Here is a 16582-nt window from a genome sequence, read left to right on the forward strand (position 1 = left end):
GAAAGAAATAAAGGGATATGTTTTAATATTAAATGTATCCCTTAATATAAAGAATAAAAGCGAGTAATTCAAACTATGAAAGAACAGAAAATAAGAGTTAAATTAAAAGCCTTTGATATAGAATTAATTGATCAATCAGCTCAGTCAATAGTTGCTAGTGTAAAGAAGACAGGTGCAAGAGTATCAGGACCTATACCACTACCTACAAGCATAAGAAAGGTAACAGTAATAAGAAGTCCGCATGTAAACATTAAGTCAAGAGAGCAGTTCGAGATGAGAGTTTACAAGAGATTAATAGATATCTTTGATGTAACACCTCAAACAACTGAGTCTTTGAAGAAGTTGGCACTTCCAGCTGGCGTAGATGTACAGTTGAAGTAAGAAAGGTTTTTTAAACCGTGTGAATAAAACTTTACTACGTTTTGTTTGTATGGTTATAATTTTAATAGTTTGACTTAAAAATTGGTAAAAAAAGAAGTAGTAAAATCATTATAGAGGATTAGCCGATGGTAGGAATAATTGGCAGAAAATTGGGTATGACAACAGTTTTCGATGAAACTGGCAATGCTATAGCAGTAACAGTTGTAGAGGCTGGGCCATGCACAGTTATGCAGGTTAGAGATAATGAGAAAGATGGCTATAATGCTATTCAATTAGGTTATGGTGCTGTAAAAGAAAAGCATTTAAAAAAGCCACAAATAGGGCAATTTAAAAAAGCAAATTTAGAGCCTAAGAAATATTTAAAAGAATTTAGGTTAGATGATTCAAGTGCTTATACAGTTGGTCAGGAACTTAAAGTAGATATATTTCAAGCGGGCGATTTTATAGATGTTAGTTCTTTGAGCAAAGGTAGAGGATTTGCCGGCGTAATGAAAAGACATAATTACGATGGTGGTCCTATGAGTCATGGTTCTAATTTCAGAAGAAGAGCAGGTTCTATAGGTTGTAACAGTTACCCTGCAAGAGTATGGAAAGGCAAAGGTATGCCTGGTCATATGGGTAATACTTTAACTACTATACAAAACTTAAAAGTAGTTGAAATAAGACCAGAAGATAACTTGATTATGATTAAAGGTTCTATACCTGGAGCTATAAACGGTATAGTAAAAATCACTCAAGCAGCTAAGAAGAAAAATAAGAAGAAGAACTCAATGACTAAATAATAAAAGCAGGATGATAAAATGGAAGTAGTAATACTAAATGAAAATGGAGATAGCGTAGGTAATTTAGAGGTAGTTGACGAGATATTCAAATCAGAAGTTAACAACAATCTACTTTACGAAGCAATCAAAAATGAGTTGGCGAACAGACGTCAAGGAACTCACTCTACTAAAACAAGAGCAGAAGTTTCAGGAGGCGGTAAAAAGCCTTGGAGACAAAAAGGTACAGGTAGAGCAAGAGCAGGTTCTACACGTTCACCAATTTGGGTAGGCGGTGGTAAAACACATACTCCTAAGCCTAGAGATTATAGTTATAGATTGCCTAAAAAGATGAAACGTAAGGCTCTATTGTCTGTTTTATCTTTGAAATATGGTAACAATGTTCTTAAAGTTTTTGAGGATTTCACTTTTGATGCTCCAAAGACAAAAAGAATGGCAAGTTTTATAAGTAAGGTTAAAGAGCCAAATAGCAGAAAAGTAGCATTTGTAGTAGGTAAAGATGAGTCATTAGGTGATAATTACAATAAGTTATTATTATCTTTAAGAAACATCAAAGATTTAAAGCTTGTAAATGCAGACAGTATGTCTATACATCCTTTATATTATGCTGATGAAGTATACTTTACTAAAACAGCTTTATCTAAATTAAATGCTAGAATTAAGGGATAAGAAATATGAGCATGTATTCACTTTTAATTGAGCCTATACTTACAGAAAAGAGTAATATCCTTAGAACTGAGCCTAAAGGAACAGAGAAGCGTTATTATGTATTTAGAGTAAGACAGGACGCTAATAAGCAAGAGTTGAAGAAAGCGGTTGAAAAAATATTTAATGTACATCCGCTAGATTGTAAGATAATAAATGTAAAGCCTAAGAAGAAAAATCGCAGAATGAGCAGACGCGGTTATACACGCAGTTATAAAAAAGCGATAATAGTTCTCGATGGCAAAGAATCAATAGATATAGTAAAATAAGTTGAGGGATACCGATGGCTATTAAGAAATTTAAACCGACAACACCAAGTTTACGTTATCGTACAGTAGTTGATTTTTCGGATATAACAACAAATGAGCCTTGTAAATCATTAGTATGCGGTAAAAAACGCATAAGCGGAAGAGGTTCAAACGGTCGTATCACTATGCGTCGTCGCGGTGGTGGACACAAGAAATTATTTAGATTAGTAGATTTTAGAAGAGATAAGCATGATATAGAAGCTAAAGTAGTTTCTATAGAGTATGATCCTAACAGAACAGCTCGTATAGCTCTTTTACATTACACAGATGGTGAAAAAAGATATATAATATGGCCATTGGGACTTAATGTAGGCGACAGAGTTGTTAGCGGAGAAAATGCTAAAGTAAAAGTAGGTTGCACTTTACCTTTAAGAAAGATACCTTTAGGTACTATAATACATAACATAGAAATAACACCAGGAAAAGGTGGTCAGCTTGTTAGAGCAGCAGGCGGTGGTGCTCAGATAACAGCAAAATCTGGTGGTTATTGTGTAATAAGACTTCGCTCTGGTGAAGAGAGAAGAATATTAGAAGATTGTTATGCTACTATAGGACAAATCGGTAACTTAGACCATTTCAACACTACAGACGGTAAAGCTGGTACTACTAGACATAAAGGTAGAAGACCAAAAGTAAGAGGTGTTGTAATGAACCCAGTAGATCACCCACACGGTGGTGGTGAAGGTAAGAGTGGACAGGGTAACCCACATCCAGTATCTCCTACAGGTGTACCTACTAAGGGATATAAGACTAGAAAGAAAAACAAATATTCTGACAGATTAATAATTAAGAGAAGAGGGGGTAAGAAATAATGTCTCGCTCTATTAAGAAAGGACCTTTTGTAGATAAAAATCTTTTCAAGAAGATACAAGCTGGAGATAACAAGCACCAAATAAAAACTTATAGCCGTGCTTCAACAATTATTCCAGAGATGATAGGTTTTACAATCAATGTACATAATGGTAAAACATTTGTAGCAGTTTATGTACAAGAGAATATGATAGGTCATAAATTAGGTGAATTTGCTCCTACTAGAACTTTTCGTTCACATGCAGGTGCAGCTAAGGTAGCTAAGAAATAAGGAATTGGACTATGGAATATAAGGTAAAGGTACGTTATTTACGCATAGGTCGCAGGAAAGTAGCAAGATTACTTCCTTTCGTTAAAGGTGAGTATGTTAACCATGCTATCGCTAATCTTACAACTATGCCACAAATGTCATCAGTTGTACTTAGAAAAGCTATAAAAAGCGGTATAGCAAATGCTATTTCTCAGACTAGAACTATTAACCCAGACACTTTATGGGTTAAGACAGCTTTTGTTGATAAAGCACCATCATTGAAACGCATAAGAGCAGCAAGTCGTGGTAGTGCTGATCCTATATTAAAAAGAAATTCACATATTACTATAGTATTAAGTGATGAAAAAAAACCTGAGAAGAAAAAAATTAAGAGAGTTGCAAAAAAAGAAGAAGCAGCTAAAGTAGCGGAGGTATAAACTATGGGTCAAAAGGTTAGTCCAATAGGTTTAAGACTCGGAGTTAATAAAACTTGGTCTAGTAAATGGTTCGAAGATGGCAGAACTTATGCAGATAGTTTGCATGAAGATTTATCTATAAGACGCTATATAATGAACTATTATTATAAGACATTAAAAGAAGAACAGAAAAAAATTGGCGGAAAGAAAGAGTCTTTTGATCCTGCTATATCTGACATACAAATAGTACGTTTCCCAGATAGAATCAATGTATTTATTTCTACTGCAAGAGTAGGAGTAGTTGTAGGTCCTAAGGGTCAGAGAGTTGAGGCTGTTAAGGCTGCTGTACAAAAGTTAGTAAAAAAGCCTATTAATGTTTCTATATCAGAAATCAAAGAGGCTGAATTAGATGCTACATTGGCAGCACAAAGCGTAGCTCGTCAATTAGAAATGCGTGTTGCTTTCAGAAGAGCTATGAAGAGTGTTATTACTCAAGCTATGAAGAAAGGTGCTAAAGGTATAAAAGTTATGTGTTCTGGTCGTTTAGCAGGTGCTGATATCGCTAGAACAGAACAGTACAAAAATGGTTCAGTACCTCTTCATACAATAAGAGCAAATATAGATTATGGTACTGCTGAAGCTTCTACTACATTTGGTATCATCGGGGTAAAAGTGTGGATATATAAAGGCGAGATTCTTGATAAGAAAGAAAGCAAACAAGATGATGCGGGTAAAGTTATCAGTGCTAAAGGAGATAGATAATGTTACAACCATCAAGAACTAAGTATCGTAAACAGCATAGAGGTAGAATGAAAGGTAAGTCCAAAAGAGGAAGTAACTTAACTTTTGGAGATTATGGTTTAATGGCATTAGAGCCTGTATGGCTTACAGATAGACAAATTGAAGCTGCACGTATTGCTATATCAAGACATGTTAAGCGTGTAGGTAAAATGTGGATAAAAGTATTTCCAGACAAACCTTATACTAAAAAGCCAGCAGAAACAAGAATGGGTAAAGGTAAAGGTAACGTTGAATATTGGGTAGCAGTTGTAAAGCCAGGTAAAGTTATATTTGAAATAGCAGGTGTACCAGAAGAATTAGCACAGTCTGCTTTCAGATTAGCTGGTTTCAAGCTTCCTATTAAAACTAAGTTCATTAAGAGGGAGGCTATATAATGGCTAAGAATAATAAAGATTATAAGTCATTAGGTTTAGAAGAGCTTAAGGGTGAACTTCTAAAATTAGAAAAAGAATATCAAGAGCATAGATTTGAAAAAGTAGTTGGTGATGCAAGACAAACTCATCAATTAAAAAAAGCTCGCAAAGATATAGCTAGAGTTAAGACATTTATACGTCAGCATGAACTTGGCATAAAAAAATAGTGTGAGGTATTACTGTGGAAAACAAAGCAAAAAAATATAAAAGAGTACTTGAAGGAATTGTAGTTTCTGATAAAATGGATAAAACTATAGTTGTAAAAGTTGAAAGTAAACAGAAACACCCCCTTTATGGTAAGACTATAAGTAAGAATAAACGCTATAAAGCTCATGATGAAAAAAATGAATGTTTTGAAGGCGATTTAGTAAGAATAATAGAGTGCAGACCTATTAGTAAAGATAAAAAATTTAGATTAGTAAAAATCGTTAAGAAGTCTGAGCGTGTAGAGAAAGATTCTATGGATAGCGATGTAGAAAGCGTATTAAAACGTGAGAAGCATGCTCCAGAAGCAGCAGTTTCTTCACAGGTTGAAGGAGAGTAAGAATTATGATACAAGTACCAACTACTCTTAATGTAGCCGACAACACAGGCGTAAAGAAGTTGAAATGTATTAAGGTATTAGGAGGAAGTAGACGCAGATATGCTACTTTAGGAGATGTTATAGTTTGTTCTGTAACTGATATAATCCCTACTTGCTCTATAAGAAAAAGGTAAAGTTGTAAAAGCTGTAATAGTAAGAGTAAAAAAAGAAGTTAGACGCCCTGATGGTTCATACATACGTTTTGATGAGAATGCTGCTGTTATAGTAGACGATAAAAGAGAGCCTCGTGGTAAACGTATATTCGGACCTGTAGCTCGTGAACTTAGGGATAAAGGCTTTATGAAAATCGTATCACTTGCACCAGAGGTAATATAATTATGATAAAGAAAAAAGATTTTAGTAATACAAAATACAAAATAAAAAAAGGCGATACTGTTGAAGTGATAGCTGGAGAACAGAGTGGAGAACGCGGTGAAGTATTGTCTATAGACAGAGCAAAGGGAAGAGCTTTCGTAAAGAATATTAACATGATTAAAAAAACTATGCCTAAAAGTCAAGAGAATCAAAAAGGCGGTATAGTTGAGAAAGAAGCTTCTATACATATATCTAATCTTATGTTGGTTGACAAAGGCGGTAAAACTACTAGGGTTGGAAGAAAAGAAGTTGATGGAAAATTAAAAAGATATGCTAAAAAATCAGGCGAAGTTCTTGATAAGTAAGTAGGAGTTATTAAATATGTCAGTATTAAAAGATAGATATGAAAAAGAAATAAGACAATCTTTATTAAAAGATATGAATTTAAGCTCCTCTATGGCTATACCTAAAATAGAGAAAATTATTATCAATATGGGTATTACTCAAGCTGTAACAGATAAAAAATATGTTGACTCTGCTGTAGAAGAACTAAGTCAAATAGCAGGTCAGAGAGCTGTTATCACTAGAGCTAAAAAGTCTATAGCTAACTTCAAATTAAGACAAGGTATGCCTATAGGTTGTAGAGTAACTTTGAGAGGAGAAAGAATGTATGACTTCTTGGAAAGGTTAATATTTATAGCTTTACCAAGAGTAAGAGACTTCCAAGGTATTCCTAGAAGAGGTTTTGACGGAAGAGGTAATTACAATTTAGGTATAAAAGAGCATATTATATTCCCAGAAATAAGTTTCGACAAAACAGATGCTGTTAAGGGATTAAATATAACAATAGTAACAACTGCAGATAATGACGATATGGCTCGCACTTTATTAGAACGTATAGGTTTGCCATTTCGTGCTGCACCTAAAAGTCAGGAGAATAAATAATGGCTAGATTGGCACTTAAAGTTAAAGCTACAAAAAAACAAAAATATAAAACAAGACAATATAATCGCTGCCCTATATGTGGAAGACCTCGTGCTTATATAAGACAGTATAAAATGTGTAGAATCTGTTTTAGAGATTTAGCAAATAAAGGTTTAATTCCGGGCGTAACTAAGTCTAGTTGGTAATTTAAGGAGAGTATATAAATGAGCGTACATGATCCAATAGCAGATGCTTTAACTGTGATTAGAAATGGTTGTAGAGCAAAAAAAGAGAATGTAACTATACCTTTTTCTACAAAAATGGAAAATATACTTGCAATTTTGAAAAAAGAAGGGTATATTAATGACTTCAAAAAAGTAGAAGTAAAAGATAAAAATTTCTTCCGCATAGAAATAGATTTGAAATATTATGAGGGAAATTCTGTTATAGAAGGTATTCAAAGAGTATCAACTCCAGGTCTTAGAGTTTATACATCAGTAGATACTATTCCTCAAGTAAAAAATGGTTTCGGTATATCTGTAATCTCTACTAGTAAAGGTGTAATGACTGATAAAGAAGCTAGAAAAGAGAAAGTTGGCGGCGAAGTTTTATGTTATGTATGGTAATATAAATTGAGAGAGGGTATTTATAATGAGTAGATTATCAAATAAGCCTATAGCGATTCCTCAAGGCGTTGAAGTAAAAATTGACGGCCACAAAGTAGTCGTAAAAGGTAAAAGAGGGGAGTTGACAAGAGAGTTTTTTGATTATATAATACTTGAACTTGAAAATAATTCTCTTTGGGTTAAACCTCCTAAGATTGATAGCACTGATGAAGAAGCTATAAAAGAAAATAAAGCTAAGTATTCTGCTAAATTAGGTTTAGTTTGGAAACTTATTTCTAACATGATAGAAGGTGTTAATACTGGTTATAAAAAAGTATTACAATTAGAAGGTACAGGTTACCGTTCTAATGTTCAGGGAGATACTTTAACATTACAATTAGGTTTCTCTAGTGATGTAAAAATGAAAATCCCTGAGGGTATCAAAGTAACAGTAGAAAAAGACACTAAAATCATTATAGAAGGTAATGATAAAGAGAAAGTAGGCGAACTCGCTATGAATATTAAAAAGAAAAGACCTGTTGAGCCTTATAAAGGTAAAGGTGTAAGATTTGAAGGCGAGTATGTTAAAATGAAAGAAAGTAAAAAAGCTGCTAAGTAAGGGGTAAGCTATATGAGTTTAAGAGAAAAAATTAAAGCTCAACGTGAAAGAAGAAAGAGAAGTATACGTATAAAAATAGAAGGAAGTTCAAAGCGTCCTAGACTTACAGTTTATAAAAGTCTTAAATATGTATCTGCTCAAATAATAGATGATAGTAAAGGATTAACTTTAGTATCAGCATCTTCTCAAGAGAAAGATTTAAAAAGCGGTAAAAATGTAGATATAGCTAAAGAGATAGGTAAAGTATTAGCTACTAGAGCAAAAGAAAAAAATATTAGTGAAGTAGTGTTTGATAGAAACGGCTATATATATCATGGAAAAATAAAATCCTTAGCTGACGGTGCTCGTGAAGCAGGATTGAAATTTTAAGGAGTATAACCTTGGCACACGATAATAACGAAGAAAAAAGTATGTTTGAAGAGCGTCTAATAACTTTAAACAGAGTAGCTAAAGTTATGAAAGGTGGAAGACGTTTTAGATTTGCAGCTTTAATGGTTTTAGGTGATAAAAACGGACATGTTGGTTTAGGTTACGGTAAAGCTAATGAAGTACCTGATGCTATAAGAAAAGCTATAGAACAGGCTAAAAAGAATATGATAGAAGTTAACCTTAAAGGTGAAACTATTCCTCATAATACAGTTGGTGTATTTAGAAGCAGCAGAATAATAATGAAACCAGCTTCTAAAGGTACTGGAGTTATTTCAGGCGGTCCTGCACGTGCTGTATTAGAATTAGCAGGTGTAAAAAATATTCTTTCAAAATCTTTAGGTAATAACAATTCTATGAACTTAGCTAAAGCTACTTTTGAAGGTTTAAAATCTTTACAAACTGTTCAAGATATGGCTAATAAAAGAGGAATTAGTGTTGACCAGATTTATGGGAGGGCTGAATAATGGCTAAAGTTGTAATAACATTAGTTAAATCTCCTATAGGCTATGAAAAGTCTCAAAGAGATACTGTTGTAGCTTTAGGTTTCAAAAAGAGAAGAAGAGTTGTAGAACACGAAGCAACTCCTCAAATAAATGGAATGATTAATAAAATATCACATCTTTTAAAAGTAGAGTATAAGTGAGGGCTAGAGAATGGCACAGGAAAATACAAAAATATTAAGAGCTCCAAAAGGATCGAGCAAAAATCGTCATAGAGTAGGACGCGGACAAGGTTCTGGTTGGGGTTGTACTGCAGGAAGAGGTGATAAAGGTGCTCAGTCTCGTGCAGGTTACAGCAGAAGAGCTGGTTTTGAAGGCGGACAGATGCCTTTACATAGAAGAATTCCTAAAAGCGGTTTCACTAATGCTGCTTTCAAAAAGTCTGTAGATGTTATCAATGTTGGAGACTTAGATTCATTAGGTTCTAACGAAATATCTAGAGAAGCTTTAGTTAAATTAGGTTATTTATCTTCTACTAAAGATTATATAAAACTTCTTTCTATGGGTGAAGTAAAAAGTGCTATTACTATTACCGTTGATCTTGCTAGCAAAAAAGCTATAGAAAAGATTGAAAAATCTGGCGGTAAAGTTATAATACATGAACGTAAAAAATATATTAGAGAAAAGAAATAAGGTTGTTTATAAATGTTTAAGTCATTAACTAATATATTTAGAGTACCAGAATTAAGAAGCAGGATACTGTTTACAGTTCTTGCTATTTTGGTATATAGAATAGGCAGTCATATTCCAACTCCAGGTATAGACCCAACTGCTCTTTTGGGCTTTTTATCATCAGCTCAAGGCGGCGGCGGTCTTTTAACTATTATGGATTTATTTTCTGGCGGTGCTTTGTTTAGATTTTCTATATTAGCACTTGGAATTATGCCTTATATATCCGCTTCTATCATCATGCAGCTTTTAGGTGTTGTTATACCAGCACTTGAGAGAATGCAAAAAGAAGGTGAAAGCGGTCGTAAAAAAATTAACCAATATGTTAGATATCTAACACTTGGTCTTTGTGTGGTTCAATCTGCAGCTATGGCTAGCTGGATTCAAAGTATAAATGAAGGTGCTATGATATTTATGAGACCTGGTTTAGGTTTTATACTTCTCGTAGTGATTACAGCTACTACTGGTACCATGTTCTTAATGTGGCTAGGTGACCAAATTACAGAACGCGGCCTTGGTAATGGTATATCTGTAATAATTTTCGCTGGTATTGTTGCTCGTATTCCTGCAGGATTCTATGATGTTATACAGAAAAAAGATACTGATTACTTAAACTCATTAGTAATAGTTCTTTTCTTTATAATATTTGCTATAGTGATATTCTGCGTAGTTTATGAAGAAAGCGGACAAAGAAGAATACCTGTTCAATATGCTAAGAGAGTTGTAGGAAGAAAGGTTTTTGGTGCACAATCTACTCATATACCTTTCAAGATTAACCCATCTGGCGTTATACCTATAATATTCGCATCTGCTTTGATGGCTATTCCAGCACAGATTGCTAGTTTAACAAGAGGTGTTCAATGGAGATGGTTGGACGCTTTGCTTAGATTTTTCTCTTATGGAAGCTGGGCTTATATAATTCTTTATTGTCTTTTGGTTATTATGTTTGCCTATGTTTATACATCTGTACAATTTAATCCAGATGATATAGCAGAGAATCTTAAAAAACAAGGCGGATTTATTCCTGGTTACAGACCTGGTACACAAACTGCTGAATATCTTAAAACAGTATTAAGCAGAATAACAATAGGCGGTTCATTATTCTTGGCTGCTATTGCTGTGTTCCCAGATTTAATGTCTAAGATTCCTGTATTTGCTCCTTTCAAAGGAACTAACAATTCTTTGGTTTATTTGATGGGCGGTACATCTGTAATGATTAGTGTAAGTGTTGCTGTTGAATTATTAAAACAAATAGAGTCTTACTTGCAGATGCATAACTATGATGGTATATTGAAGAAGTCTAAGGTGAGAAGGTAATTAATATGGCAGAGAAAGAAAATATAGAGGTAGAAGGTACAGTAGTAGAGCCTCTTCCTAATGCTACTTTCAGAGTAGAGTTAGAGAATGGTCATAAGATATTGGCACATATTTCTGGAAAGATGCGTATGAACTTTATTCGTATACTTCCTGGAGATAAGGTAACTATAGAAATGTCGCCCTACGATTTAACAAAGGGTAGAATAATTTATCGTTATAAGTAAAATAATGGAGAACATTTAATATGAAAGTAAAAAGTTCGGTAAAAAAACGTTGTAATGACTGTCAAATAGTAAGAAGAAAAGGCGTAGTTAGAGTCATATGTAAGAAAAACCCAAGACATAAACAAAAACAGAAGTAATTAATTTAAGGAGATAATTAGTATGGCACGTTTAATGGGTGTTGAAATAAGAAATAATAAAAGAATAGAAATCGCCCTAACAGATATATATGGTATAGGACGTACTTTAGCACATGTAATTTGTGATAAGGCTAATATAGATTATTCTATTAAAGCTAAAGACCTTACAGATGCTCAAATTACAGCTTTAAGAGATGCAATAGAAGCCACAACTAAAGTGGAAGGAGATTTGCGTACAGAGCTTTTTAATAATATTAAACGTTTAAAAGATATTCACTCATATCGCGGAATGCGTCATATAAAAAGACTTCCAGTACGCGGACAAAGAACAAGAACTAACTCTCGTAACGCTAGAGGTGGCGGAGCTAGAAAAGCTATAGCTGGTAAGAAAAAAGCACCAGGTAAGAAGTAAAAATAAATAATGGGGGAGAATAGTGGCTACTCAAAAAGGTAAAAAAACACTAAAAGATAAAAAAATAAAAAAAGATAGAAAAGTAGAAGCTTTTGGTATAGTGCATATAAAAGCTAGCTTTAATAATACAATAGTTACTATCACTGATAGAAACGGTGATACTTTATCTTGGGCTAGTGCTGGCTTAGATGGAGAATATAAAAGTAGTAAAAAATCTACTCCATTTGCTGCACAGGTTGCTAGTGAGAAGGCATCTAAAAAAGCTTATGAGATGGGTGTAAGAGAAGTTGAAGTTTATGTAAAAGGTCCTGGTATGGGTAGAGAAAGCTCAATCAGAGCTGTAGAAGCTGCAGGATTAAAAGTAAAACTTATTAAGGATGTTACACCAATGCCTCATAATGGTTGCCGTCCTCAAAAAAGAAGAAGAATATAATTAATTGGGAGATAAATAATTATGGCTAGATATAGAGATGCAAGTTGCAGATTATGCCGTCGTGAAAAAATGAAACTTATGCTTAAAGGCGAGAGATGTCTTACGGCTAAATGTGCTATAACAAAAAAGAGAGAAGTTCCAGGTCCTACTAACCGTAAAATGAAACAATTGTCAGAATACGGTATTCAGATGAGAGAAAAACAAAAAGTTAAACGTATTTATGGAATATTAGAAAAACAATTCAGAAACTATTATCATGAGGCTAACCGTGTAGCTGGTGTTACTGGTGAAAACTTGCTCAGATTATTAGAGCTTCGCCTTGATAATGTTGTTTATAGACTTGGTCTTGCTAAAAGCAGAGCTCAGGCTAGACAATTCGTACAACATGGTTTCATTAATGTTAATGGAAAAACTATGTCTGTACCTTCTTATAGTATGAAAGTTGGAGATAAGGTTTCTTTCTCTCAGAGAGGAAATTCTATTACTCAAGTAAAAGAATTGCTTGATGGTTTAAAAAGTGAATATGTTCCTGCTTGGTTAAGTTTAGATTTGTCTGCTAAACAAGGTGAAATAGTAACATTACCAATAAGAGAGCATATAGAGTATCCTATTAATGAACAGCTCATTATTGAGTATTATTCTAAGTAATGGAACTCTTTGATAAGGGGTATTGAAAGAATGGCATTAAAAGAAATATTAGAATCTATTAGACATCCGCATAGAGTTACATTTGAAGCTAGAGATTTAACTCCTAATTATGGTAAATTTGTAGCACAGCCTTTTGAAAGAGGATATGCCACTACTATTGGAAATGCTCTAAGAAGAGTATTATTATCATCTATACCTGGATATGCTATCACTGCTATCAAAATAGATGGCGTTACTAATGAATTTGAAAATGTTCCTGGTATGAAAGAAGACACAATAGTGATGATTATGCATCTTAAAAATGTTGTGGTAGCTCTTCCTGAAAATGTTGATGCTAAAACTATACATATTAAAAAAGAAGGTCCTTGTACAGTTACTGCTGCTGATTTCGCTTCTGCTGATGCTGATGTATCTGTATTTAATCCTGAACATCATATTGCTACTATAGCTGAAGGTTATACTTTTGAAATGGATGTTCAGATAGAATCAGGTTATAACTATGTGCCTGCTGAAGTTAATATGGAGTTGCTTGAAGATGTGAATGCTATAGCTATAGATGCTATATATTCTCCTATAGTAAGTGTGAAATTTGCTGTTGATGATGTTAGAGTGGGTCAGCGTATAAATTATTATGGTAAACTTACTTTAGAAATAGAAACTAAAGGTAATATTGCCCCTGAAAAAGCTCTATCTTGGGCAGCTAAATTACTTAGAGATAATCTCACTCCTTTTATGCTTCCTGAAGAGGCTAATGGTGATGATGAAAAAATCGAAGAAACTCCTAAAGATTCTGTACTTGATTCTTTAAAAGATAAACATGTTGAAGAAGTTGAGTTTTCTGTTAGAACTGCTAATTTCTTGATATCTTCTGATCTTAAAACTTTAGATAAAGTTGCTCTTAAAACTGATGCTGATTTGTTAAGATTAATTGGTGCTAATGAAATGATTATAGAAGAGATTAAAGAAAAGCTTGCAGAATATAATGCTCATCTTGGTATGAGAGGCTAATAAAATTAAGGATAATGTATGAGACATAGAGTTACTGTTAAAAAATTTAATAAAACTAGTGCCCACAAAAAGGCTATGTTTAACAATATGATAACTTCTCTTTTCAAATATGAGAAAATTGAAACTACTAAAGAGAAAGGTAGAGCTTTAAAACAATTAGCTGATAAGTTAATTTATAGAGCTAAAGTTGATAATGTTCATAATAGAAGATTAGTTTCTAAATATGTAAAAGATAAAGCAATACTTGCTAAACTTTTCAAAGATATCGCTCCTAAATATGCTAACAAAAATGGCGGATTTGTAAGAAAAATCTTATCATACAAAAGATTTGGTGATGGAGCTGATATGTGTATTGTGATGTTATGCGATTCTGATAGCTCATCTGCTAATAAAACTGAAGCAAAATAAAAAATAATTTTAATAATTTAAAATAATAATCGTTTATTAATCTAATTATATATAAACAAAAGTAAATTTTATGTGTTGGTTATAGTTTTTATAGACTATAACTTACATATAAGGTTTATGGAGGTTCCTTATGTCTGAAGATAACAATTTAGAGTTTTCTGCTGATGAAAATGTTGTGCCTTTGAAGAAGGTAAGAAAAGTAAGAAAAGTTGTTAGAAAGGTTGTTGCTAAAGTTCAAGAAGAAGAAAAAGAAGAAATTCCTACTACTAATGATGAAGATAATAAAGAGGAAGAGAATAGTAATAAAATTCAAAGACCTTTTGATGTACTTTATATTAGCCAATTAAGCGTTTTAACTTTTGACGAATTAATAGATTTTGCTGAAAATTACGGCATTAAGAAAGATACTAACAGCAATTTAAGAAGACAGGAATTAATGCATTTAATAGTAAAATCTCATATTAATTTAGAAGGTAAAGTTGTTGCAGAGGGTACTTTAGAAACTTTGCAAGACGGATTTGGTTTCTTACGTTCTAAAAACACAAATTACTTAGTAGGTTCTGATGACATATATATCTCTCCTGCACAAATTAGGCTTTTCGGACTTAGAACAGGAGACGTTATTAGCGGAGAAGTAAGACCTCCTAAAGATAATGCAGGTGAAAAGTTTTTTGCTTTACTTAGAATAGAATCTGTTAATGGCGAAAAACCTGATAATTTGCATAGAAGACCTTTATTTGATAAACTCACACCAATATTTCCTAATGAAAGAATTAATTTAGAGTTTGCTCCAAATAAAATTTCTACTCGTATTATAAACTTAGTATCTCCTATAGGTAAAGGCCAGAGGGGATTAATAGTAGCACCTCCTAAAGCTGGTAAAACTATGATGCTTCAAGAGATTGCTAATGCTATATGTAAAAACTATCCTGATATTAAACTTTTCATTCTTCTTATAGATGAGCGTCCTGAAGAGGTTACTGACATGAAAAGACAAGTTCCAGAGGCTGAAGTTATAGCTTCTACTTTTGATGAACTTCCAGAGAAGCATTGTCAAGTTTCAGAGATGGTATTAGAGAAGGCTAAGAGATTAGTTGAAAATAAACATGATGTTGTAATTATATTAGATTCTATAACAAGACTTTCAAGGGCTTACAACTTAGTAGTGCCTGCAAGCGGTAAGGTATTAACAGGAGGTGTAGATTCTAATGCACTTCATAAACCTAAAAAATTCTTCGGTGCTGCACGTAATATAGAAGAGGGCGGCTCTCTTACAATAATCGCTTCTGCTTTAGTTGATACTGGAAGTAAGATGGACGATTATATTTACGAAGAGTTTAAGGGTACTGGTAATATGGAGCTTCATTTAGAGAGGAAGTTTGCTAATAGAAGAATATTCCCTGCTATTGATATTGATTCTTCTTCTACTAGAAGAGATGACTTACTTCTTAATGAGGAAGAGCTTGCTAAGATGAATCTTGTTAGAAGCGTTCAGGGTCAGGGTATCAATATTGATGAATATGACTTTATTGAGAAGATGATAGCTAAAATGAAAAATACTAAAGATAATTCTGAGTTTTTAAAGTTATTAAACTCATGAGGTTTTAGTATAAATGTCTGACAAATATGATGATGAGAGGCTATTTAAATTTTTTGTAGAGCATGGATATTTTCCTAGAGATTATGAAGAAAATAAAGTGCTAAAAAAAGATATTGAAACATCAAATAAAAATACTCTTAATCATTCAGCTAAAAACGAAGAACATAAAGAAACCCTTAAAGATAATATAACGAATAATTATACTGTAAGTGAAGAAGAAAGACTTTTATTTATAAATGCTATTAAAAACCTTGATTGCAGCAATCATTCAAAAAAAGAGCTTCCAAAAAAGAATATCAAATTTAAGCCAAAAGTAAAAAATGCCGTTCCAAAAGAAAGAATAGATTTGCATGGTCTTACAGCTGATAGGGCATTAATTGAGGTAAAGCATTTTATTGGTGAATGCAAAAAAAATAAAATAAGCCCAATACTTATAATACATGGAAAAGGATTTGGAAGCGAAAATAAAATTCCAGTATTAAAAAACACAGTTGAATATTATATTGCTACAGAGGGAAAGCCTTATATAAAATATGCTTCAGATGCTCCGAGGGAATTAGGAGGCTCTGGTGCTAAATTAATTTATTTGAATTTGTAATTAGATGTACTATATACTGAAAATTTTTAAATTTGTCAAAATATTGTTTTTATGTTTTTATTTGTGGTGGCTTTGCCCCCTGCGAAGCGTGCCCTAGTGGTACACACCCCCACTTCTTTTGCCGATAGGCACCTACTCGGTATTTGTATAAAAGAAGCAAAAGAACTGCATTTGATGAAGTCCACAGCATCTAATACTAAATTCAGGTTTTATACTACATTTAATATATATCTCTAATATATAAAACCAAAAAACTTGCACTTTTTGGTTCTTTTTGCTGCGGGAAAAAG

General features: G+C 33.1%; 30 protein-coding genes and 1 pseudogene. All 31 read left to right on the forward strand.

Features of this window, described 5'->3' with window-relative positions; genetic code table 11:
* The first annotated feature begins 75 nt into the window (after window positions 1-75).
* The gene (gene rpsJ, locus BPP43_RS09320; protein WP_013243971.1) at window positions 76-381 is read left to right on the forward strand and encodes a 30S ribosomal protein S10; all 306 of its coding nucleotides are present in this window, start codon (window positions 76-78) and stop codon (window positions 379-381) included.
* A gap of 125 nt (window positions 382-506) precedes the next feature.
* Window positions 507-1163: a 50S ribosomal protein L3 gene (rplC, locus tag BPP43_RS09325; RefSeq protein ID WP_013243970.1), complete on the forward strand. Its 657-nt coding sequence runs from the start codon at window positions 507-509 to the stop codon at window positions 1161-1163.
* An 18-nt stretch (window positions 1164-1181) separates the two neighbouring features.
* The gene (gene rplD / locus BPP43_RS09330; protein ID WP_013243969.1) at window positions 1182-1829 is read left to right on the forward strand and encodes a 50S ribosomal protein L4; all 648 of its coding nucleotides are present in this window, start codon (window positions 1182-1184) and stop codon (window positions 1827-1829) included.
* A gap of 11 nt (window positions 1830-1840) precedes the next feature.
* On the forward strand, window positions 1841-2134 hold the full coding sequence (gene rplW, locus BPP43_RS09335) for a 50S ribosomal protein L23 (protein ID WP_173385055.1): 294 nt from the start codon (window positions 1841-1843) through the stop codon (window positions 2132-2134).
* A gap of 14 nt (window positions 2135-2148) precedes the next feature.
* The gene (rplB, locus tag BPP43_RS09340; RefSeq protein WP_013243967.1) at window positions 2149-2985 is read left to right on the forward strand and encodes a 50S ribosomal protein L2; all 837 of its coding nucleotides are present in this window, start codon (window positions 2149-2151) and stop codon (window positions 2983-2985) included.
* Complete coding sequence (gene rpsS, locus BPP43_RS09345) at window positions 2985-3254, forward strand: 30S ribosomal protein S19 (protein ID WP_013243966.1); 270 nt, start codon at window positions 2985-2987, stop codon at window positions 3252-3254. Before rplB ends, rpsS begins: the two co-directional genes overlap by 1 nt.
* 11 nt (window positions 3255-3265) lie before the next feature.
* On the forward strand, window positions 3266-3670 hold the full coding sequence (rplV, locus tag BPP43_RS09350; protein ID WP_014933898.1) for a 50S ribosomal protein L22: 405 nt from the start codon (window positions 3266-3268) through the stop codon (window positions 3668-3670).
* A gap of 3 nt (window positions 3671-3673) precedes the next feature.
* A complete protein-coding gene (rpsC, locus tag BPP43_RS09355) occupies window positions 3674-4411 on the forward strand; it encodes a 30S ribosomal protein S3 (protein WP_013243964.1) in 738 nt (245 codons plus the stop codon).
* Complete coding sequence (gene rplP / locus BPP43_RS09360) at window positions 4411-4824, forward strand: 50S ribosomal protein L16 (protein ID WP_014933897.1); 414 nt, start codon at window positions 4411-4413, stop codon at window positions 4822-4824. Before rpsC ends, rplP begins: the two co-directional genes overlap by 1 nt.
* Complete coding sequence (rpmC, locus tag BPP43_RS09365) at window positions 4824-5030, forward strand: 50S ribosomal protein L29 (RefSeq protein ID WP_013243962.1); 207 nt, start codon at window positions 4824-4826, stop codon at window positions 5028-5030. Before rplP ends, rpmC begins: the two co-directional genes overlap by 1 nt.
* Window positions 5031-5044: 14 nt before the next feature.
* Entirely contained in the window at window positions 5045-5407 is a 363-nt protein-coding gene (gene rpsQ / locus BPP43_RS12395) for a 30S ribosomal protein S17 (protein WP_013243961.1), read from the forward strand.
* Between the two features lie 5 nt (window positions 5408-5412).
* Window positions 5413-5782: pseudogene (rplN, locus tag BPP43_RS09375) on the forward strand (50S ribosomal protein L14).
* A 2-nt stretch (window positions 5783-5784) separates the two neighbouring features.
* Window positions 5785-6126: a 50S ribosomal protein L24 gene (rplX, locus tag BPP43_RS09380; protein WP_013243959.1), complete on the forward strand. Its 342-nt coding sequence runs from the start codon at window positions 5785-5787 to the stop codon at window positions 6124-6126.
* 16 nt (window positions 6127-6142) lie between these two features.
* Window positions 6143-6706, forward strand: a complete 564-nt coding sequence (rplE, locus tag BPP43_RS09385; protein WP_013243958.1) for a 50S ribosomal protein L5 — start codon at window positions 6143-6145, stop codon at window positions 6704-6706.
* Window positions 6706-6891 (forward strand): type Z 30S ribosomal protein S14, encoded by a 186-nt coding sequence (locus BPP43_RS09390; RefSeq protein WP_008723403.1) that lies wholly within the window; start codon window positions 6706-6708, stop codon window positions 6889-6891. The genes rplE and BPP43_RS09390 overlap by 1 nt, the downstream gene beginning before the upstream one ends.
* 18 nt (window positions 6892-6909) lie before the next feature.
* Entirely contained in the window at window positions 6910-7311 is a 402-nt protein-coding gene (rpsH, locus tag BPP43_RS09395) for a 30S ribosomal protein S8 (RefSeq protein WP_013243957.1), read from the forward strand.
* A gap of 25 nt (window positions 7312-7336) precedes the next feature.
* Window positions 7337-7909 carry a 50S ribosomal protein L6 gene (rplF, locus tag BPP43_RS09400; protein ID WP_013243956.1) on the forward strand — a complete coding sequence of 191 codons (573 nt, stop codon included), beginning with the start codon at window positions 7337-7339 and terminating at the stop codon, window positions 7907-7909.
* A gap of 12 nt (window positions 7910-7921) precedes the next feature.
* Window positions 7922-8278 (forward strand): 50S ribosomal protein L18, encoded by a 357-nt coding sequence (rplR, locus tag BPP43_RS09405; protein ID WP_013243955.1) that lies wholly within the window; start codon window positions 7922-7924, stop codon window positions 8276-8278.
* Window positions 8279-8289: 11 nt separating this feature from the next.
* Window positions 8290-8802: a 30S ribosomal protein S5 gene (rpsE, locus tag BPP43_RS09410; RefSeq protein ID WP_014933894.1), complete on the forward strand. Its 513-nt coding sequence runs from the start codon at window positions 8290-8292 to the stop codon at window positions 8800-8802.
* Window positions 8802-8981, forward strand: coding sequence for a 50S ribosomal protein L30 (gene rpmD, locus BPP43_RS09415; protein WP_013243953.1), 180 nt, complete (start codon window positions 8802-8804; stop codon window positions 8979-8981). The genes rpsE and rpmD overlap by 1 nt, the downstream gene beginning before the upstream one ends.
* Window positions 8982-8991: 10 nt before the next feature.
* Window positions 8992-9471: a 50S ribosomal protein L15 gene (gene rplO, locus BPP43_RS09420; protein ID WP_013243952.1), complete on the forward strand. Its 480-nt coding sequence runs from the start codon at window positions 8992-8994 to the stop codon at window positions 9469-9471.
* A 12-nt stretch (window positions 9472-9483) separates the two neighbouring features.
* Window positions 9484-10824 carry a preprotein translocase subunit SecY gene (gene secY, locus BPP43_RS09425; protein ID WP_013243951.1) on the forward strand — a complete coding sequence of 447 codons (1341 nt, stop codon included), beginning with the start codon at window positions 9484-9486 and terminating at the stop codon, window positions 10822-10824.
* A 5-nt stretch (window positions 10825-10829) separates the two neighbouring features.
* A complete protein-coding gene (gene infA, locus BPP43_RS09430) occupies window positions 10830-11048 on the forward strand; it encodes a translation initiation factor IF-1 (RefSeq protein ID WP_013243950.1) in 219 nt (72 codons plus the stop codon).
* 20 nt (window positions 11049-11068) lie between these two features.
* Window positions 11069-11185 carry a 50S ribosomal protein L36 gene (gene rpmJ / locus BPP43_RS09435; protein WP_014933892.1) on the forward strand — a complete coding sequence of 39 codons (117 nt, stop codon included), beginning with the start codon at window positions 11069-11071 and terminating at the stop codon, window positions 11183-11185.
* A 22-nt stretch (window positions 11186-11207) separates the two neighbouring features.
* Window positions 11208-11597 (forward strand): 30S ribosomal protein S13, encoded by a 390-nt coding sequence (gene rpsM / locus BPP43_RS09440; RefSeq protein WP_013243949.1) that lies wholly within the window; start codon window positions 11208-11210, stop codon window positions 11595-11597.
* A 22-nt stretch (window positions 11598-11619) separates the two neighbouring features.
* A complete protein-coding gene (gene rpsK / locus BPP43_RS09445) occupies window positions 11620-12030 on the forward strand; it encodes a 30S ribosomal protein S11 (protein WP_013243948.1) in 411 nt (136 codons plus the stop codon).
* Window positions 12031-12051: 21 nt separating this feature from the next.
* Complete coding sequence (gene rpsD / locus BPP43_RS09450; RefSeq protein WP_013243947.1) at window positions 12052-12678, forward strand: 30S ribosomal protein S4; 627 nt, start codon at window positions 12052-12054, stop codon at window positions 12676-12678.
* 30 nt (window positions 12679-12708) lie between these two features.
* Entirely contained in the window at window positions 12709-13686 is a 978-nt protein-coding gene (locus tag BPP43_RS09455) for a DNA-directed RNA polymerase subunit alpha (protein ID WP_013243946.1), read from the forward strand.
* Window positions 13687-13704: 18 nt separating this feature from the next.
* Window positions 13705-14094 (forward strand): 50S ribosomal protein L17, encoded by a 390-nt coding sequence (gene rplQ / locus BPP43_RS09460; protein WP_013243945.1) that lies wholly within the window; start codon window positions 13705-13707, stop codon window positions 14092-14094.
* A gap of 130 nt (window positions 14095-14224) precedes the next feature.
* The gene (gene rho / locus BPP43_RS09465; RefSeq protein ID WP_015274806.1) at window positions 14225-15694 is read left to right on the forward strand and encodes a transcription termination factor Rho; all 1470 of its coding nucleotides are present in this window, start codon (window positions 14225-14227) and stop codon (window positions 15692-15694) included.
* A gap of 13 nt (window positions 15695-15707) precedes the next feature.
* Window positions 15708-16292, forward strand: coding sequence for a Smr/MutS family protein (locus tag BPP43_RS09470; protein WP_014933888.1), 585 nt, complete (start codon window positions 15708-15710; stop codon window positions 16290-16292).
* Window positions 16293-16582: the final 290 nt, after the last annotated feature.

The organism is Brachyspira pilosicoli P43/6/78, assembly GCF_000325665.1.
Classification (GTDB): domain Bacteria; phylum Spirochaetota; class Brachyspiria; order Brachyspirales; family Brachyspiraceae; genus Brachyspira; species Brachyspira pilosicoli.

Excerpts from the sequence above, each read along its gene's own strand:
- rpsJ (WP_013243971.1), top strand. The coding sequence starts at position 76 with ATGAAAGAACAGAAAATAAGAGTTAAATTAAAAGCCTTTGATATAGAA.
- rplC (WP_013243970.1), top strand. The coding sequence starts at position 507 with ATGGTAGGAATAATTGGCAGAAAATTGGGTATGACAACAGTTTTCGAT.
- rplD (WP_013243969.1), top strand. The coding sequence starts at position 1,182 with ATGGAAGTAGTAATACTAAATGAAAATGGAGATAGCGTAGGTAATTTA.
- rplW (WP_173385055.1), top strand. The coding sequence starts at position 1,841 with ATGTATTCACTTTTAATTGAGCCTATACTTACAGAAAAGAGTAATATC.
- rplB (WP_013243967.1), top strand. The coding sequence starts at position 2,149 with ATGGCTATTAAGAAATTTAAACCGACAACACCAAGTTTACGTTATCGT.
- rpsS (WP_013243966.1), top strand. The coding sequence starts at position 2,985 with ATGTCTCGCTCTATTAAGAAAGGACCTTTTGTAGATAAAAATCTTTTC.
- rplV (WP_014933898.1), top strand. The coding sequence starts at position 3,266 with ATGGAATATAAGGTAAAGGTACGTTATTTACGCATAGGTCGCAGGAAA.
- rpsC (WP_013243964.1), top strand. The coding sequence starts at position 3,674 with ATGGGTCAAAAGGTTAGTCCAATAGGTTTAAGACTCGGAGTTAATAAA.
- rplP (WP_014933897.1), top strand. The coding sequence starts at position 4,411 with ATGTTACAACCATCAAGAACTAAGTATCGTAAACAGCATAGAGGTAGA.
- rpmC (WP_013243962.1), top strand. The coding sequence starts at position 4,824 with ATGGCTAAGAATAATAAAGATTATAAGTCATTAGGTTTAGAAGAGCTT.
- rplX (WP_013243959.1), top strand. The coding sequence starts at position 5,785 with ATGATAAAGAAAAAAGATTTTAGTAATACAAAATACAAAATAAAAAAA.
- rplE (WP_013243958.1), top strand. The coding sequence starts at position 6,143 with ATGTCAGTATTAAAAGATAGATATGAAAAAGAAATAAGACAATCTTTA.
- BPP43_RS09390 (WP_008723403.1), top strand. The coding sequence starts at position 6,706 with ATGGCTAGATTGGCACTTAAAGTTAAAGCTACAAAAAAACAAAAATAT.
- rpsH (WP_013243957.1), top strand. The coding sequence starts at position 6,910 with ATGAGCGTACATGATCCAATAGCAGATGCTTTAACTGTGATTAGAAAT.
- rplF (WP_013243956.1), top strand. The coding sequence starts at position 7,337 with ATGAGTAGATTATCAAATAAGCCTATAGCGATTCCTCAAGGCGTTGAA.
- rplR (WP_013243955.1), top strand. The coding sequence starts at position 7,922 with ATGAGTTTAAGAGAAAAAATTAAAGCTCAACGTGAAAGAAGAAAGAGA.
- rpmD (WP_013243953.1), top strand. The coding sequence starts at position 8,802 with ATGGCTAAAGTTGTAATAACATTAGTTAAATCTCCTATAGGCTATGAA.
- rplO (WP_013243952.1), top strand. The coding sequence starts at position 8,992 with ATGGCACAGGAAAATACAAAAATATTAAGAGCTCCAAAAGGATCGAGC.
- secY (WP_013243951.1), top strand. The coding sequence starts at position 9,484 with ATGTTTAAGTCATTAACTAATATATTTAGAGTACCAGAATTAAGAAGC.
- infA (WP_013243950.1), top strand. The coding sequence starts at position 10,830 with ATGGCAGAGAAAGAAAATATAGAGGTAGAAGGTACAGTAGTAGAGCCT.
- rpmJ (WP_014933892.1), top strand. The coding sequence starts at position 11,069 with ATGAAAGTAAAAAGTTCGGTAAAAAAACGTTGTAATGACTGTCAAATA.
- rpsM (WP_013243949.1), top strand. The coding sequence starts at position 11,208 with ATGGCACGTTTAATGGGTGTTGAAATAAGAAATAATAAAAGAATAGAA.
- rpsD (WP_013243947.1), top strand. The coding sequence starts at position 12,052 with ATGGCTAGATATAGAGATGCAAGTTGCAGATTATGCCGTCGTGAAAAA.
- BPP43_RS09455 (WP_013243946.1), top strand. The coding sequence starts at position 12,709 with ATGGCATTAAAAGAAATATTAGAATCTATTAGACATCCGCATAGAGTT.
- rplQ (WP_013243945.1), top strand. The coding sequence starts at position 13,705 with ATGAGACATAGAGTTACTGTTAAAAAATTTAATAAAACTAGTGCCCAC.
- rho (WP_015274806.1), top strand. The coding sequence starts at position 14,225 with ATGTCTGAAGATAACAATTTAGAGTTTTCTGCTGATGAAAATGTTGTG.
- BPP43_RS09470 (WP_014933888.1), top strand. The coding sequence starts at position 15,708 with ATGTCTGACAAATATGATGATGAGAGGCTATTTAAATTTTTTGTAGAG.